14 protein-coding genes are annotated in these 15,512 nt (G+C 71.2%); 4 read left to right on the forward strand and 10 right to left on the reverse strand.

All coding sequences use genetic code 11. The annotated features are described in order from the left end of the window. Positions 1 to 216 precede the first annotated feature (216 nt). From DOO78_RS13280 to DOO78_RS13300, 5 genes are all read right to left on the reverse strand, one after another. A complete protein-coding gene (locus DOO78_RS13280) occupies positions 217 to 1,470 on the reverse strand; it encodes an extracellular catalytic domain type 1 short-chain-length polyhydroxyalkanoate depolymerase (RefSeq protein WP_111470269.1) in 1,254 nt (417 codons plus the stop codon). A gap of 121 nt (positions 1,471 to 1,591) precedes the next feature. Then, entirely contained in the window at positions 1,592 to 2,014 is a 423-nt protein-coding gene (locus DOO78_RS13285; RefSeq protein ID WP_111470270.1) for a CopG family transcriptional regulator, read from the reverse strand. Between the two features lie 158 nt (positions 2,015 to 2,172). Continuing rightward, the gene (locus DOO78_RS13290; RefSeq protein WP_111470271.1) at positions 2,173 to 2,523 is read right to left on the reverse strand and encodes a hypothetical protein; all 351 of its coding nucleotides are present in this window, start codon (positions 2,521 to 2,523) and stop codon (positions 2,173 to 2,175) included. Positions 2,524 to 2,927: 404 nt separating this feature from the next. Further along, a complete protein-coding gene (locus tag DOO78_RS13295) occupies positions 2,928 to 3,950 on the reverse strand; it encodes a Bug family tripartite tricarboxylate transporter substrate binding protein (RefSeq protein WP_111470272.1) in 1,023 nt (340 codons plus the stop codon). A gap of 356 nt (positions 3,951 to 4,306) precedes the next feature. Then, the gene (locus DOO78_RS13300) at positions 4,307 to 4,546 is read right to left on the reverse strand and encodes a hypothetical protein (protein ID WP_111470273.1); all 240 of its coding nucleotides are present in this window, start codon (positions 4,544 to 4,546) and stop codon (positions 4,307 to 4,309) included. A gap of 295 nt (positions 4,547 to 4,841) precedes the next feature. Between DOO78_RS13300 and DOO78_RS13305 the strand changes: the two genes are divergently transcribed. Further along, a complete protein-coding gene (locus DOO78_RS13305; RefSeq protein WP_165838876.1) occupies positions 4,842 to 5,570 on the forward strand; it encodes an RraA family protein in 729 nt (242 codons plus the stop codon). Positions 5,571 to 5,713: 143 nt separating this feature from the next. Here the strand turns inward: DOO78_RS13305 and DOO78_RS13310 are convergent, their stop codons facing one another. The 4 genes from DOO78_RS13310 to DOO78_RS13325 all read right to left on the reverse strand — a co-directional run bounded on the left by DOO78_RS13310 (position 5,714) and on the right by DOO78_RS13325 (position 9,879). Continuing rightward, positions 5,714 to 6,799 (reverse strand): helix-turn-helix domain-containing protein, encoded by a 1,086-nt coding sequence (locus tag DOO78_RS13310; protein ID WP_111470275.1) that lies wholly within the window; start codon positions 6,797 to 6,799, stop codon positions 5,714 to 5,716. Positions 6,800 to 7,111: 312 nt separating this feature from the next. After that, positions 7,112 to 7,528: an ester cyclase gene (locus tag DOO78_RS13315; RefSeq protein ID WP_111470276.1), complete on the reverse strand. Its 417-nt coding sequence runs from the start codon at positions 7,526 to 7,528 to the stop codon at positions 7,112 to 7,114. A 41-nt stretch (positions 7,529 to 7,569) separates the two neighbouring features. Beyond that, entirely contained in the window at positions 7,570 to 8,493 is a 924-nt protein-coding gene (locus tag DOO78_RS13320; protein WP_111470277.1) for a glutathione S-transferase family protein, read from the reverse strand. A gap of 153 nt (positions 8,494 to 8,646) precedes the next feature. Further along, a complete protein-coding gene (locus DOO78_RS13325; RefSeq protein WP_207802891.1) occupies positions 8,647 to 9,879 on the reverse strand; it encodes an iron-containing alcohol dehydrogenase in 1,233 nt (410 codons plus the stop codon). 454 nt (positions 9,880 to 10,333) lie between these two features. On the opposite strand from DOO78_RS13325, the gene DOO78_RS13330 reads away from it, so the two are divergent. The 3 genes from DOO78_RS13330 (at position 10,334) to DOO78_RS13340 (ending at position 14,052) form a co-directional block, all read left to right on the forward strand. Next, the gene (locus DOO78_RS13330) at positions 10,334 to 11,545 is read left to right on the forward strand and encodes an ABC transporter substrate-binding protein (protein ID WP_207802892.1); all 1,212 of its coding nucleotides are present in this window, start codon (positions 10,334 to 10,336) and stop codon (positions 11,543 to 11,545) included. Positions 11,546 to 11,753: 208 nt separating this feature from the next. Further along, positions 11,754 to 12,830, forward strand: a complete 1,077-nt coding sequence (locus DOO78_RS13335; protein WP_111470278.1) for a tartrate dehydrogenase — start codon at positions 11,754 to 11,756, stop codon at positions 12,828 to 12,830. 259 nt (positions 12,831 to 13,089) lie between these two features. Then, the gene (locus DOO78_RS13340) at positions 13,090 to 14,052 is read left to right on the forward strand and encodes a TRAP transporter substrate-binding protein (RefSeq protein WP_341538236.1); all 963 of its coding nucleotides are present in this window, start codon (positions 13,090 to 13,092) and stop codon (positions 14,050 to 14,052) included. A 52-nt stretch (positions 14,053 to 14,104) separates the two neighbouring features. On the opposite strand, the gene DOO78_RS13345 is transcribed toward DOO78_RS13340, so the two are convergent. Further along, on the reverse strand, positions 14,105 to 15,466 hold the full coding sequence (locus tag DOO78_RS13345; RefSeq protein ID WP_111470280.1) for a carbohydrate porin: 1,362 nt from the start codon (positions 15,464 to 15,466) through the stop codon (positions 14,105 to 14,107). Positions 15,467 to 15,512: the final 46 nt, after the last annotated feature.

Here is a 15,512-nt window from a genome sequence, read left to right on the forward strand (position 1 = left end):
GACAAGGGCCAGGGGCGCGCCGCGGCCTGCCTCAGGCGTGGATGGCCTCATTAAGCCGCCCGGCGGGGAGAGCGTCGAGAGGCCCGCCGATCCTGGCGCGACGCTGACAGGCCGCCGGGGGCGGGATCGCCGCCTCCGGCGCCGATCGCCATGGCTTCCGGCCTGCCCGCGGACGCGCTCGGCCGGGATCCCCGGCGCTCGCTTGCGCCGGCCCGGTCAGGCCGCCCCGGTGTCGCGCGGATGCTCCAGGAAGAAGCGCAGCATCTCCCGCGACGCGTCGGGGCCGCGCGGGTCGGTATAGGTCCCGGCGGCGCTGCCGCCGGACCAGGCATGGCCGCCGCCATGGACCAGCCACTGCTCCAGCACCGGCCGGCCGCCGCGGTCGATATAGAGGGTGCGGGTATAGGCATGGCCCCCCGGGACCTGTCCGCGCAGCATGTCGGTGCGCAATTCGCCGGCGGCGGCGGACTGGGCGATGACCTGGTCGCCGTTGCGCGGGTTCACCGTGTGGTCGCGATCCGCATGGAACACGATGGTCGGCACGATGCGGCGGCGGCGCTCCGGGGCCGCGCCTGGGTCGGCAGCCCCTGGCCTCGGGCCCCCCTGCCGCATGGCGGCGAAGGCCGAGGGCATGTCGTGCGCCGCGCCGCAGGCCAGGCCCGAGTGCACGCCCACCGCGGCGTAGAGATCGGGATAGGCCTGCCCCATGATGGCCGCGGCCGCGCCGCCGGCGGACAAGCCGGCGATGTAGACCCGGCGCGGGTCGATGCTGTGGGTCTGCATGACCTGGCGGGTGATGCCGGCGATCAGCGCCGGTTCGCCCTGGTCGCGCCGCTGGTCGGCCGGGCTGAACCAGTTCCAGCACTTCTGCGCATTGGCGGCCTGGCTCTGGCCCGGATAGACGATCAGGCAGCGATGCGTCTCGGCCAGGGCGTTCATCCGCGTGCCGGCGGCGAAGTCGTCGGGCGACTGGGTGCAGCCATGCAGCATGACCACCAGCGGCGCCGCCTCGCCGCGATGGCTGCTCGGGATGTAGAGCTTGTAGCCACGGCTCCCGGCCGCGCCGTCGAACCGCCCGGTTAGGAACCGGGCGCCCTCCGGCAAGGGCTCCACCCGGCGCGCCGCCGCGCCCTGCGCCAGGCCGCCCCGGTCGAGGAGGTCGCGCAGCGCCTCCGGCAGCCGCGGCCGCGGGGTCGCGCCCGGGCCAGCGGCGGGCCCGCGACCCGTCCTCCCCGCCTGCGATCCTGCCGCGGCGGGCGTCGATACCTCGCCCGTCTCCGGATCGACATCGACGATGCGCGACGGGGATCGACCCCCCGGCGGCGTCGCGGCGCCCGGATCGGCCGGAGCGGCGCCAGCCGGCGCCTGGCCGTGCAGCAGGCGCTGCAGCAGCGCCGAGGCTTCGGCCAGCTTGCCTTCGCGGGTGAGGCGGGTCGCCTCGAGCATGGCATTCGGACGGATCGCGTTCATGTCGGGTGCCTTCGATGCGCGGCCGCAGGGTTGCCCTGGGCGCAGGCGGGGTCGTCCGGCATCCCGTCCTGGAATGCCGGTGGTGGAAGCGGAGAGGGGCCGTGCCGCCGCGCGGCGGCGGTCAGCGGGTGCGGTCGGCGAGCGCGGCCTTCACCGCGGCGCTGGCCTGGAGCGCGCCCAGGACGGAGATCGAGGCGATCGTCGCCCGGGCGAGCTCCGGCGTGACATCGGCGGCGATGCTGGCGAGGCCCAGCACCCGGATGTCGAGACGCTGTCCCGCGGCACGCACCGCCTCGAGATCGGCGCGGCTGAAATGCCGCAGGCCGAGATCCAGGCTCTTCCGGGCGACCGATTGCCGGGTTGCGTCGGCATGCCGCTCGATCTGGTTGCGGATCGCGGTGCGGATGAAGTCCGTGCGGTTCGAGTAGAAGCCGTCCTGGACCAGCAGGTCGATATGGCCGAGATCGACATAGCCGAGGTTGATGGTGATCTTCTCGGTGTCGCCGCCGGTCCTGGGCTGGAGGTCCCGCACGTTGTCCGCCATCCCGGGAGCATCCTCTTGCCATCCATGTGGATGGTAGATGGCGAGCGTCCGACGCCTTTCAAGGCATGGACGCGGACTGGGGCGGGGCCGGCCCTGGCCGCATCCCCGGCCGCCGGGGAAGCCGGAGCCTGGCGCAGCCGCGGGATGCCGCCCGAGGATCAGCCACCCGTCGGCGCGGCATCGGCCGGCCCGGCTCCGGGGAGGGCGCCGTACCAGGCCGCGTAGGGCGTGGTGTGCACCATGTGGCGGTTGTAGTCGGGCGCGCCATCCGCCCACCAGACCGGGCCGCGCTCGCCCAGCGCCCGCTTGGCCGCCTCCACGCGCGCCCGCGCGGCCTCGCGCGCCGCGGCATCGTCCTGCCGCAGCGCCTCGCCCTTGGCCCGACGCGCCGCCATCAGCTCGCGCGTCAGCGTGGCCCGCGTGGCGGGATCGAGCATCGGGTTGGAGCGCCGCCACAACCGGCCGCGCACCACGATGTATCGTCCGTCCGGCGTGACAGGATGGTTCACGGGGCCTCCTCCAGCCTTCGTCCGTCCCGGCCCCGTGGTCCCGGCGATCCCGCCTCGGCGTCCTGCGCCCGGGGCATCGCCATCCATCCGGGGGCCTGCCCCTGGGCTCCTGGCAACGCGCCGGCAGCCTGGCGGATCTGGGCGTCGCGGGTCGGCTGATGGCGGAGGGTGTCGCCGGGACAGGAGGCCGGCGCCCGGCCCACGGCCCGCGTCGATCCACCCACGACGGCCGCGGGCAGAACACCCGGGCATTGTCCGCTCCCCCGCGGTCGCGGCCAATGCTCCAGCGTGTTGTTGTCGGGGCAACCTCACCCCCTTCGGGCGGGTCCACCCGATCGGGTGAAGATGCTCCGAAAACAATGGTCCAGGGCACGTCCCCTGAACCGGTGTCCAGGGGACGTGCCCTAGGCGGCGCGGATGCCGGCCTCTCGCACCAGCGCGCCCCATTCGGCGTGCTCGCGCCGCACGCGCGCGGCGAAGGCCTCGGTCGTGCCGCCGCCGATCTCGTCGCCGCGTTCGGCCAGCCGCTGACGCGGCGCCGGGTCCCGGCAGGCCTCGTTCAGCGCGGCATTGGCCCGCTGGACGATCTCCGGCGGCAGGCCGCGCGGCCCGAACAGGCCGACCCAGGCCGCCACGTGAAAGCCGGGCAAGCCCGCCTCCTCGGCCGTCGGGACATCCGGAAAGGCCGGGTTGCGGGTGGGCGAGGTGACGAAGATCGGCCGCAACCGCCCTTCCTGCACGAAGCCATGGACCAGCGACGGCGCTTCGAATTGCGTCTGATAGCGCCCGCCGATGAAGTCCTGCAGCGCCGGCCCGCTGCCGCGGTAATGGATCATGTTGAAGACCGGGTCGCCGCCGAGGCGCGCCCGCAGCTTTTCCGCCGTCGCATGGCCTATGCCGCCGGCGCTGGTGGTGCCGAAATCGATGCCGGTCGGCTGCTGCCGCTGCATCCAGGCGAGCCACTCGGGAAAGGTATGGACGGGGATGCCGCTATGCACCATCAGCAGCAGCGGCGATTGCAGCATCAAGCCTATGGGCACGAGGTCGAGCGGATCGAAGGTCATGCCCGGCATCGTGTGCGGATTCAGCACGAAGGTGCCGACATTGCCGACGGACAGGGTGTACCCGTCCGGGCGGGCGCGCAGGACCTGCTCGACGGCGATGTTGCCGCCGGCGCCGGCGCGGTTGTCGATCGGCACCGGCTGGCCCAGCGCGGCCTGCAGCGCATTCTGCAACACGCGGGCGGCGAGGTCGGTCTGCCCTCCGGGCGGGAAGCCGACGACGAGGCTGACCGGCCGCTCGGGCCAGCTTCCGGAGCCGCGCGGTCCCTGCGCGCCGGCGAGGCCGGGGATGGCGAGCCCGGCGCCCGCCGTCATCAGGGCCCTGCGGCCGAAGCGGCGCCAGCGCCGCTGGGCTTGGTCGATCATGGATGCGGTCCTCCCTGCCGGCGGTCTCTGGCCGCCCCGGCAGGACGTTACGCATCCTGTGATGCCCCATCCAGCGATTTGCGGGGCCAGCCGCCGATGGCAGGGCGGCCGCCCGCGTCCCGCGCCGGCGGCTGGACCACGCCCGGCTCCAGAGCGTGATCGCTTGAGGTGGATTGCACCGAAAAGCGTGAATCCCGCGATCAAACAACGGCCTGGACCATGATCCGCGAACCTGAGTGAGCGGTTCATGGTCCAGAGCGTGATCGCTTGAGGTGGACTTACCGAAAAGCGTGAATCACGCGATCAAACAACGGCCTGGACCAGGCTCCGCGAGCCTGTGCGAGCGGAAGCATCGCCTAGCGCTTGGCGCCCTTCTCCGTCGGCTCATCCTCCGCGGGGGGGCAAACGGTGACCTGGCCGCCCTGCGCGTGGAATTCGGCCACGAGCCGCGCTGCCTCCTCGGCGCTTGGCGCGCCGCCCGCGACCCGCGCCCGTGCGGCCTGCGCCGCGATGGTCTTGGCCCGCTGGAAGCGATCCTGCAACGCCTGGCGCCGCGCGGAGGACAGGGGAGATGGGTCGGGAGCGTCGTCGGTCATGAGGCTAGATACCCAGGTATCGGGAAGAGCGCGCGTCACCTCATCGCCAGTGAGAGGGTTTCGATGCCCCGTCTCCCTGCACCCCCTGGCAGCAAGGCGACGCTGGCGCAGGCCATGAACCACAACGCCCCGAGGACCCGGCGGATCCCGCCGCGGCCAGCGGCAGGGCAGGGACACGGCCCGGTCTGCGCTGCCAGGCCCGAGGGCGCGGCGGGCGCCAGGTCGCGGCGAGGGGGCCTGGACGGGGCGCGCCCAACCCGCAACCATGCGCCCGCCTAACCAGGGGAGCGCCGCCATGGCGACCGACACGGACAAGATCTTCGCCGGACTGCGCAAGATCGACACGCCAACCATCACCAACGTCGTGGCGACCTACCCGAAGAATCCGCTCTGCCTCGGGCTGTACAATCCGTGGACCGAGAATTGGTACACCGATACCTCGATCCGCTGCCTCTATCCGGAGATGGGGCCGGTCATCGGCCATGCGGTCACCTGCGTCTACGGCCTGCCCGACCCGAACTACAGCGGACGCCTCGGCTTCATGGACGTGATCGACGCGCTCGATGCCATGCCGAAGCCGACCATCCTGGTCATCCAGCAGAAATGGCCGCCGGAGCTGATGGCGAAGGCCGGACTCGCCGGCGAGATCATGATCACCTCCATGCTGTCGGTCGGCTGCATCGGCATGCTGTCGAACGGCCCGTCGCGCGACGTGGATGCGGTCCGCAAGCTGGGCTTCCAGATGCTGCTCGGCGGCGTCACGGCCGGGCATGGCGAGATGGCGGTGCAGGCGGTGAACGTGCCGGTCTCGGTCGGCGGCATGGATGTCGCGCCGGGTGAGCTGATCCACATGGACGAGAATGGCGCGGTGAAGTTTCCCGCGGATCGGGCCGCGCAGGTGCTGGAGAATGCCGAGAAGATGCTGGCCGGCGAGGCCGAGCATCTGGCGCGGCTGCGCGCCGCGAAGACGGCGGCCGAGGTGCGGGCGGCCGGCGGCGCCTATTCGGCCAAGCCGAAGGCCTGACGCGACGGCCCGGGACCGCAGGGCTGGCGGTCATCGGGCCCATGGCGGCAGCGCGCGGCATCGGTGCCGCGCGGCTCACCGGCCCCGGAGGCAACGTGGCGGCTGCCGCCGCGCAACGCCCTCCGCGCCGGGCGAATCCTGCGCTACCCGAGCGGCCGCCCGTCGCCGCGGCGGCCCGGCGTTCCGTACAGCAATGCGGCAAAGTCGCCGACCGAATTGGCGGGAGGCGCCACCAGCGACGTGGCGCGCCGGGGCGGCGGCGCCGGGCCCGGCAACCCGGAGGCGCGCACCTCGCCCGGCGTCGCGCCATAGACCTGGCGGAAGGCGCGCGAGAAGGCCGAGGGCTCGGGGAAGCCGTGCGCCGCGGCGAGCTCGGCGATGCTGAGGCCTGCGCTGGCCGGGTCGCGCAGCGCCGAATGCACCAGGGCCAGCCTCATGTCCCGGATATAGGCCGCGACTCCACCCTCCGCCTCGAACAACCGGTAGAGCGCGGAACGCGACAGGCCGGCGGCGGCGGCGAGCCGGGCAGGCGTCAGCCGTGCCGAGGTGATGTGCTTGCGGACCATCTGGCGCACCCGTTCCTTCGCCAGGTCCGCGACGAAGAACGAAGGCGACGTGCCGGCATGCAGGAAGGCCGTGATGGCGGCGCGCGTCGCTTCGGCCAGCGACGGGATCTCCGCCGCGGAGGCCTCGGCCAGCCGGCGCGGCAGCGCGAGCATCAGATCGGCCAGCAGCCCGGCGCCCACGCCGCCGAGGCGGCCGCGCGGCAGGGCGCCGAGCCTGGCGGACAGCTCGGGATGCAGGTCGCGCGAGATGCAGAGCGAGACCCACTCCGCCTCCGTCCACTCCACGTCCCAGGTCTCGTGCATGGAGAACAGCAGCGGCTCGCCGGGCCCCAGGCGGGAGATGAAGCCGGGATGCCGCAGCCGGCTCTCCCCGCGGCGGATCACGCGCAGCACCCAGTGGTCGAGCGAATCCCGCCGGGCCCGCACCAGGTCGCGCGAGAAGCGGGCGGGCGAAACCTGGGTCACGCCCAGCACCAATCCAAGGTCGAGGCGGTGGTTCTCGCTGCGACTGCCGATCGCCTCGCCGGTCTCCGGCACCGTGATCGTATTCAGCGAGCCGAAGGCGGCATTCCAGGCATCCAGCCGCTGGCTGGGCGGCAGATCCTCGGTGGTGAAGACGACCGTGGCCGGGGTGTCATCACCGGTGGTCTCCGGTGCAGGCATCGCTCCAGTCCCTTGCCACGCATCAGGCCGCAACAGGTCTCGTCACGAGCGTGCATCAAGATTGCCGCGAAATGCAACTTTTTTTGTTTCAAATTGGCCGGATGAATAGTCAGCCCTGCCGTGGCGGGCGTGACCGGACAAGAATGACGGGCTGGATCGGGAGACCGAGTTGCTTCCTGTGTCCCTGGGACTATGACCGCAGGAGGCGCGGCGACAGGGCTGGGTACGGCCCAGGCCACAACCGGCCAGCCAGCATGGCGTATCCGCCCGCGACCTCCGCTCCAGGATGCGGCCTCGGCCGTCCCGCCGGATTCATATCGACGTCACGCCGAGCTGCCTGAGCATCCCAAGATTGTCGAGCAGCGCCCAATGCTCGGCGAGCCTGCCCTTGCGAATATGGAAGAGGTCCAGCACGGCGACCTCCAGACTCTTGCCGGTCGGCATGATGCCCAGCAGCTCACCCCGGTGCGTCCCGCGGATCGTCAGCCGGACCAGCACCTTCTCGCCCTCCGCCACGATATCCTCGATGTCGAGGCGCATATCGGGGATCGCGGGCAGGAGCGCGTCGGCGAGGCGCTCCACGCCCTGCGGCCCGATCACCTCGAATGGCAGGCCGGGGTCGTGGCGCCGGAAGCCCGGCTCCACATGCGTCTCGAACCAGGCAAGGTCCCGGGCGAGGAAGGCCCGGAAATAATCCCGGGCGAGTTGCTTGTTGTCGTCCAAGGACATCGTCTCTCTCCCTCGCCTCGTCCGGCGGGCGTCTAATCCCGTCAGTCCGCGACCACGTCGAAGCCGGCCCGTGGGAAATGGATATGGACCGCTCCCACACGCTCGTTCTCGTGCCTGATGACCACCTCGTTCGCATCCGCGCCGACGAGGACGCCGCGCACCGGATCGCGCCCCCGGTCGTCGGCGCTGACGCGCACCGCCTGGCCCGCCCGCAGGCCGGACGGATCCTCGTCCCCCGCCATGCCACGCAGGTCCGGCTCGCTCGCCTTGGCCACCGCCAGCGCCTCCCCGGCCGGCATATCGTGGCGCGTGCCGTGGCCGAGCGCGGCCACGCGATCCATCCAGCGGAGCAGCGGCCCGAGGGGCAGCGCCGCCTCGACGGTCGGGCCGCCATTCTTTCGCGCGAACCAGAGGGTGTGATAGGCGGACAGGTCGGCGGCCGAAGGCCGGTCGCCGAGCAGGAAGGGGCGCCCGCCCTCGAGCATCTGGCCGAGCCAGGACAGATGGGCGTGCAACCTCTGCAGGTTGAGCGGCCGCTCCCGCAGCGAGGCCTCCTTGCTGAAGTCATGGTTCATGAAGGCCTTGCGCTCCTCGATGAACTCGGCCGGCAATTGGTCGCCGATCACGCTCGTCGCCAGCGCCGCGGCCGGCACGAAGGTGGTCCTCTCCACCCAGTAACTCAGCGCATGGGCGAGGCCCTGCTGGCCGTCCGGATAGAGGCTCGGCGCCGGCTGCCGCCGCTCGATCTCGCGCAGGATGAGCAGGGTGTCGCAGTACATATCGGCGCCGATCTGCATCACCGGGGCGCGGCGATAGCCGTTGGTGAGCGGCATGAGATCCGGCTTGGGCATGGCGATCGGCACGTCCACCGCGTGCCATTCCATGCCCTTCAGGCCGAAGGCCAGCCGGACCTTCTCGCTGAACGGCGAGAAATCGTACTGATGCAGGATGACGGGCGCAGGCATTGCGAAACCTCCCGACCGGTCATCGCCGGTTCTTGGTGGTCGACAGCCCCGCCTCCGTCTCCAGCGCGGGCATGCGCGCGGCCGGATTCGGGGCGATGCGGGCATGGGGCGAGGCGGTGTTGCCGAGGATCCGCATCGGCGCGCTCCCCCGGTTCAGGCCAGGCAGCTCTCGAACATGCGCTCGGCCTGCCGCACCGTCATCTTGCGGGCCGATGGACAGGCGATCACCGTGTCATCGGTGACGGAGGCGATGTCGAAGCCCTCCGCCGCGATGCCGGCATAGAGGCCCGGGACGGCGCGTTCCGCCATCTCGCGCACGCGTTGCCGCGGCAATTGCTCCGGCGTGAATCGATCGGGGAAGGCGATATCGGCGTAGAGCGACCGGATGCTGGCGGCGCAGGCCTCGATCATCTCGGCGCGGCTGAGGCCCGCGGTCTCGACCTCCAGCGCCTCGGCGAGCGGCTTCACCTTCTCCGGCAGGACGGCGAGGTTGAAGGCGGTCACATGCGGCAGCAGCACGCCGACGCCATAGGGATGCGGCAGGTCGAGATGGCCCTCCAGCGGCAGCGAGAGCGCATGGCCATGGCCGAGCCGGGCATTGCCGCAGGCTATGTTCGCCATGCAGGACGCGACGAGGTTATCCGCCCGCGCGCGCTCGTCGTTCGAGTTGATGGAGGCGCGGAGGGAGCCGTATTGCAGCCGGACGGCGGCGAGCGCCACGGCATCGGTGAGCGGCGAGGCGATCCCGCTCATATAGGCCTCGACGCCATGGGTCAGCGCATCGACGGCCGGCAGCGCGGCGACCTTCATCGGCAGCGACCGCAGCGTCACGGGATCCAGGATGGCCGCGTCCGGGAAGCTCAGGGGGCCGCCACCGAGCAGCTTCAGGTGACGCTGCTCGTCCTTGACGATGGTCCACTGCGAAACCTCCGATCCCGAGCCGGCGGTCGTCGGCACCATGATCATCGGCAAGGCCTTGCGATCGAAGCTGCCGACGCCGGTGCAGTCGCGCATCGGCTTCTCGTTCGTGGCCACGATGGCGATGCCCTTGCCGGTGCACATCACCGAGCCGCCGCCGATGCAGACGACGCCGTCGATCCCCTCGCGGCGGACGCGCCCGCCCTGGTCGTCGATATGCGAGCAGCGGGCATCGATGCCGCATTCGTCGAAGCGCGACACCGGGATCCCCGCCTCCGTCAGCGCGGCGAGCGCTTCGGCATGGAAGGGCTGGCGGGAGATGACGGGATCGGACACGACCAGGACCCGCGACATCCGCAACTCGCGCGCCAGGGTCCCGATGGTCGCCAGCGCGCCCGGCCCGGCGACGATACGGGTCGGCATGTAGAAATTGGTGATCACCGGCCGCTCCTCCACGCTGTTGGCCATCGTCCCGGCGACCCGCTTGGCCTCGCCGTCCGTGGCCGTCGCCGGGGTTTCGCGCCGGGCGGACGGCGTCCGGGGTCAGGCCCCCGCGAGGATGGCACGGTCGGCAGATCCGGCTTCCCGGTCAATCTCGATCGGAGACAGCCCCCATGTTGATTTCCAATCCCAACGGTACGGACCCGCGCCATTCTCGGAGCCTGGAAGTGTTTGGTGGATGCCAGGCGTCGGTCCCCCTCGATGCGGGATGCGGCGCATCCTGACGCGGCGGCACCCCTGCGAGGTCGCAGCCGAGGCTGCGCGCCAGGACGTCGGCAGGGCCGCGCCATCCGGCGCAAGGGCCAAAAATTTCACTCGCCAGACGGGCCGGGGATAAGCAACGAATGGAACGAGGCGAAAGCGTCAGGCGGTTGCGCCCAAGACCGGCCCCACCGGGGCCCTGGGGAGACGGAGACGGTCCATGGCGGCAAGGCTTTCGCGTGCGCGCTTCCTGAAGATCATGGCCGGCCTGCCCGGCCTCGGTGCCGCATCGATCGCGCAGGCGCAACAGCAGCCGTTCCGCATCGGGATCGTCGAGGATCTGTCGGGGACCTATTCCGGCAATGGCGGTCCGAACACGGTGCTTGCGGCCCGGATGGCGGTCGAGGATTTCGGCGGCAAGGTGCTCGGACGGCCCGTCGAGGTCGTCGCCGTCGACCACCAGACCAAGCCGGATGTCGGATCGAGCCTCGCACGCCAGCTCGTCGACCAGCGGGGCGCATCCGCCCTGATGCTCGGCGGCTCCAGCGCGGTCGGCCTTGCCGTGCAGAATTTCGCCCGCGAGCGCAAGGTCACCACGCTCGTCACCGGCAATTACGCGGCGTCGTTCTCGGGCCGCGCCTGCTCGCCCTATGGCACCCAATGGGCGGTCTCGACAGGCGAACTGGCGGGCGCCATCGCCGAGACGATCGTGAAGTCCGGCGGCAACAAGTGGTTCCTCATCGTCGTCGACTACGCCTTCGGGCACGACCTCGCCGCGGACGCGACCCGGGCCGTGCAGGCCGCGGGCGGCGCCGTCATCGGGCAGGTGCGGCACCCCCTCGCCACCGCCGACATGTCCGCGCCGCTGCTCCAGGCGCGGGCATCGGGCGCGAATGTCATCGCGCTCGCCAATGCCGGGCCCGACCTCGTCAATTCGGTCAAGCAGGCGAAGGAGTATGGCATCAAGAGCGTGACCGCGATGCTGGTCTTCGTGAACAACGTCGTGGCGATGGGGCTCGAGACGGCGCAGGGGCTCCGCTTCGCGGTGAACTGGTACTGGGACCTCAACGACGCGACCCGCGCCTTTAGCCGACGGATGCTGGCCCGCAACGGCAACGTCGTCCCCGATATGGGCCACGCCTTGGGATACATCTCGACCCTGCATTACCTGCAGGCGGTGGAGGCCGCTGCCTCGGACGATGCTGCGATCGTCAATCAGAAGATGCGGGAGCTGCCCTTCACGGACGGCATGCTGAGCAACCCGCGCATCCAGTCGAATGGCCGCGTGGTGACGGACCTCTATCTCGCCGAGGTGAAGGCGCCTGGCGCCTCCCGGTCGCCGGCCGACCTGTACCGGATCCTCGAGACCATCCCCGGCGAGGCGCTGTTCCTGCCGGCGGAGAAGAGCGGCTGCCCGGCCACGGCGACCTAGAGCGGCTCCCGATCAGCCGGCAGGCAGCCGCCTGCACCCCTGGCGGCCCGGGTGGAGCGCCCGCCCCAAGCGGGCGATGTCGCCGCCCGGGACAGCCGGCGGACGCGGTGTTGCGCCTGTTCGGAATGCAGCCCATCAGGGCCCCGGCGGACCGCCGCCGCTCGAGGGGGCAGGCGTCGCGGCATCCGGCGCCAAGCAGGAGAAACAGATGCGCAGCTACAAGATTGCCGCCATGGGCGGCGACGGCATCGGGCCGGAGGTGGTCGAGGCCGGCGTCCAGGTCCTGAAGACCTGCGCCGAGCGCGATGGCGGGTTCACGCTGGACGTCCAGGATTTCGACTGGGGCTCGGACTACTACAGGACGCATGGCGTCATGATGCCGGCGGACGGTGCCGAGCAGCTCCGCCAATTCGACGCCATTCTGTTCGGCGCCGTCGGCGCGCCGGACATCCCCGACCACATCACCCTGTGGGGCCTGCGCCTGTCGATCTGCCAGCCGCTCGACCAGTATGCCAATGTGCGCCCGACCCGCATCCTGCCCGGCATCACCAGCCCGCTGCGCCACGTCTCCGGCCCGGAGCTGGACTGGGTGATCGTGCGCGAGAATTCGGAGGGCGAGTATTCCGGCGTCGGCGGCCGCGTGCACAAGGGCCTGCCGATCGAGGTAGCGCAGGATGTCTCCGTCATGACGCGGGCCGGGGTGCAGCGCATCATCCGCTACGCCTTCCGGCTGGCGCAATCCCGGCCGCGCAAGCTGCTGACGGTGGTGACCAAGAGCAACGCCCAGCGCCATGCCATGGTGATGTGGGACGAGATCGCCGCCGAGGTCGCGCAGGAATTCCCGGACGTGACCTGGGACAAGATGCTGGTGGACGCCATGACCATGCGCATGGTCATGAAGCCGCAGACGCTCGACACCATCGTCGCCACCAACCTGCATGCCGACATCCTGTCCGACCTGGCGGCGGCGCTGGCCGGCTCGCTGGGCATCGCGCCGACCGCGAACATCAACCCCGAGCGTGACGCGCCATCGATGTTCGAGCCGATCCACGGCTCGGCCTTCGACATCACCGGCAAGGGCATCGCCAACCCGGTCGCGACCTTCTGGACCGCGGCGATGATGCTGGAGCATCTGGGCGAGAAGCCGGCGGCCGACCGGCTGATGCGGGCGGTGGAGCGCGTGACGGCGGATCCCGCGCTGCACACCCCGGATCTTGGCGGCAAGGCCACGACCCGGCAGGTCACGGACGCCGTGTGCGAGGCCCTGCGGCGGGCCAACGACTAGGGCGGCCTCGGCCTGGCCCGCGCCCGGAGGACCGGTTCCGGTCCCCCGGGGCGCCGCGCTTGCAATTCTGTTGCGGCGGGCCGGGCCGATCGAGCAAGCTTCCCGCAAGCGTCAAAGCACGCAGGGAGGAAAGCAGGCCATGGACCGACGCCACCTCATGGCTGGCGGAGCCGCTGGCGCGGCCGCGCTGGCGGCGCCCCGATTGGCCTCCGCGCAGCCTCGGCTCCGCTGGCGCTGCCCTGGCAGCTACCCGAAATCCGTGGACACGCAATGGGCCTGCCACGAGCTGTTCTGCCGCCGCGTCAGCGAGATGACGGATGGCGCCTTCCAACTCGTCCCCTTCGGCCCGGGCGAGATCGTCCCGGGGCTGCAGGTGATGGATGCGATCGGGCAGGGCTCGGTCGAATGCGGCTTCACGCCCGCCACCTTCTACTACGGCAAGGATCCGACCCTCGCCTTCGGCACCGCGGTCCCGTTCGGCTTGAGCAGCCGGCAGACCTGGTCCTGGCTCTACGAGGGCGGCGGGCGCGAGATCATGCGCGACGTCTACCGCGACCAGGGCGTGCATGCGATCCCGGCGAACAACACGGGCGCGCAGATGGGCGGCTGGTTCCGCCGCGAGGTGCGCACGCAGGAGGAGATGAAGGGCATCAAGATGCGGATCGCCGGCCTCGCCGGGCTGGTCATGGGCAAGCTCGGCGTCATCGCCCAGCAATTGGCGCCCGGCGACATCTACCCGGCGCTGGAGCGCGGGGTGATCGACGCCGCCGAGTATATCGGCCCCTATGACGACGAGAAGCTCGGCTTCAACCGCATCGCCAAATTCTACTACTACCCCGGCTGGTGGGAGTGGGCGCCCTCGGCCGACATCATGGTCAATGCGAAGGCCTGGGACGCGCTGCCGGCGCAGTACAAGCAGGTGATGGAGACGGCGGGCGCGGAGTGCTGGCACTGGTCCATGGCGCGCTTCGACGAGCTGGCGCCGCCGGCGATGCGACGGCTCATCGCCACCGGGACGCAGCTCCGGCCCTATTCGCGCGAGATCATGGGCGCGGCCTACAAGGCGTCAAAGGAGCTCTACGGCGAGTTGGGGGACCAGAATCCGCGCTTCCGCAAGGTGTGGGAGCATTGGAACAAGCATCGCATCGAGCAGACGCAGTGGTTCCGCGTCGCGGAGGACTCGATGGCGAATTTCGTCGCCGTCGCCACGACGCAGCGCTGAGCGGCGGCGGCCGGCCGCGCCCCGCCGATCCGGCGGCATCGGCCGGCCTGCGTCAGAACGCGGCCCGCAGGCGCAGGGTGGCGACAGGCACCGGCCCCCGGTCGCTGTTGTAGCCCGGGTTGATGATGCATTGCAGATCGACGGCCGCAGTCAGGCCCGGCGCGATCCCGACATCGTAGTAGGTCTCGAGCGCGACCTCCGGCGCATAGGCGAGCCGCCCGTCGCCGAGGATGAAGCCGGTGCCGCCGGCGGCGAGGAAGCGGCGCTGCGGGCCGTGCAGCCCGCCGAGGTTGAAGGCCAGGCCCACCGTGTCGGCATACCGCCCCCAGCGCCAGCCGCCGATCGAGAGGCCCGCGGAGGCGGACCAGTCCATCTCGGTGAACATGAAGCTCTGCGCGTGCCCGTCATTCCAGCCCAGGCGCGCGAAGGCACCGACCACGTCGTTCAGCTGCTGCTCGAAATTCAGCGCGACCATGGCCTTGGTGCGATAGGCCCGGGCGACGCCCGTCGGGTCGCCGCCGCCGAGCAGGGCCTGGGTCAGGTCGTCATACCGCGCCGAGCGGGTGCGGGAGGCGCCGAGCAGCAGGCGCAGGGCGCCGGGGTGCTGGCCGATCCACCAGGCGCGGTCGAGCTCGCCGAGCACCTGCCAGCCCCGGCCGATGCGCTCGTCGAGCTGCGGCCCGCCCTGGTTGCGGGCAATCTGGAAGGCCCCTAGCCGCGTGGCCCAGATGCCGTTCTCCCATTCCAGCACCGCGCCATGCGTGTAGCCGGCCGGGTCGCTCGCATAGTCCAGGGCGCCGGCCCCGACCAGGGCGTAATTCAGGAATTGCGTGCGGGGCTCGTGCGCATAGCGGTTGTTGTCGAAGAAATCCCAGACCGCGAGCTTGCCGGCCGTGATCGTGATCCGCTCCAGCGCCAGGGGCCCCGTGAAGCGCATCGGATCGTCGTCGGACCCGGTGGCGTCGTAGGAGAGGTCGATGGTCTGGCGCAGGAAGAGCCGCGTGACGTTCCAGTCCCAGTTGCTCGTGCCGCCATGGAAGCTCTCGGTGTTGGTCAGCGCGCCGAGCCCGCGGTTGTCGCTGAAGCCGAAGCCGCGGGTCGGCGAGGGCACGGCGATCACCTCGGCGCCGCGCCAGAGGCGCCGGCCGAGGACGATGTCGATCGTCTGCATGGCCGTGCTGTCCGGCTTCGGGGACAGGCTGTTGGGGCCGCGATAGGGCGAGCGGAAGCCGGGATGCGCCTGCACCGTGGTGGTCATCTGCCCCCGGAGGAGCCAGCCCAGCTCCTCCAGGCGGGCCAGCCCCTGCTCGGCGCCTTCGATCAGGGCATCGATGTTCCGCTCGTAGATCGGGCCGGCGACGCCGCGCTGCGCCGCCGCCTCCGGCACGCCGAGGAGGCAGAGCAGGGCGGCCATCGCCGCCCGTGCCGGCCCGGGGCGCAAGCGGGATGCCGGGCGCCCG

Origin of the sequence: Roseicella frigidaeris, from assembly GCF_003258945.1 — a bacterium.
GTDB classification, from domain to species: domain Bacteria; phylum Pseudomonadota; class Alphaproteobacteria; order Acetobacterales; family Acetobacteraceae; genus Paracraurococcus; species Paracraurococcus frigidaeris.

Excerpts from the sequence above, each read along its gene's own strand:
- DOO78_RS13335 (WP_111470278.1), top strand. The coding sequence starts at position 11,754 with ATGCGCAGCTACAAGATTGCCGCCATGGGCGGCGACGGCATCGGGCCG.
- DOO78_RS13325 (WP_207802891.1), bottom strand. The coding sequence starts at position 9,879 with ATGGCCAACAGCGTGGAGGAGCGGCCGGTGATCACCAATTTCTACATG.
- DOO78_RS13285 (WP_111470270.1), bottom strand. The coding sequence starts at position 2,014 with ATGGCGGACAACGTGCGGGACCTCCAGCCCAGGACCGGCGGCGACACC.
- DOO78_RS13330 (WP_207802892.1), top strand. The coding sequence starts at position 10,334 with ATGGCGGCAAGGCTTTCGCGTGCGCGCTTCCTGAAGATCATGGCCGGC.
- DOO78_RS13315 (WP_111470276.1), bottom strand. The coding sequence starts at position 7,528 with ATGTCCTTGGACGACAACAAGCAACTCGCCCGGGATTATTTCCGGGCC.
- DOO78_RS13310 (WP_111470275.1), bottom strand. The coding sequence starts at position 6,799 with ATGCCTGCACCGGAGACCACCGGTGATGACACCCCGGCCACGGTCGTC.
- DOO78_RS13345 (WP_111470280.1), bottom strand. The coding sequence starts at position 15,466 with ATGGCCGCCCTGCTCTGCCTCCTCGGCGTGCCGGAGGCGGCGGCGCAG.
- DOO78_RS13295 (WP_111470272.1), bottom strand. The coding sequence starts at position 3,950 with ATGATCGACCAAGCCCAGCGGCGCTGGCGCCGCTTCGGCCGCAGGGCC.
- DOO78_RS13305 (WP_165838876.1), top strand. The coding sequence starts at position 4,842 with ATGGCGACCGACACGGACAAGATCTTCGCCGGACTGCGCAAGATCGAC.
- DOO78_RS13300 (WP_111470273.1), bottom strand. The coding sequence starts at position 4,546 with ATGACCGACGACGCTCCCGACCCATCTCCCCTGTCCTCCGCGCGGCGC.
- DOO78_RS13320 (WP_111470277.1), bottom strand. The coding sequence starts at position 8,493 with ATGCCTGCGCCCGTCATCCTGCATCAGTACGATTTCTCGCCGTTCAGC.
- DOO78_RS13280 (WP_111470269.1), bottom strand. The coding sequence starts at position 1,470 with ATGAACGCGATCCGTCCGAATGCCATGCTCGAGGCGACCCGCCTCACC.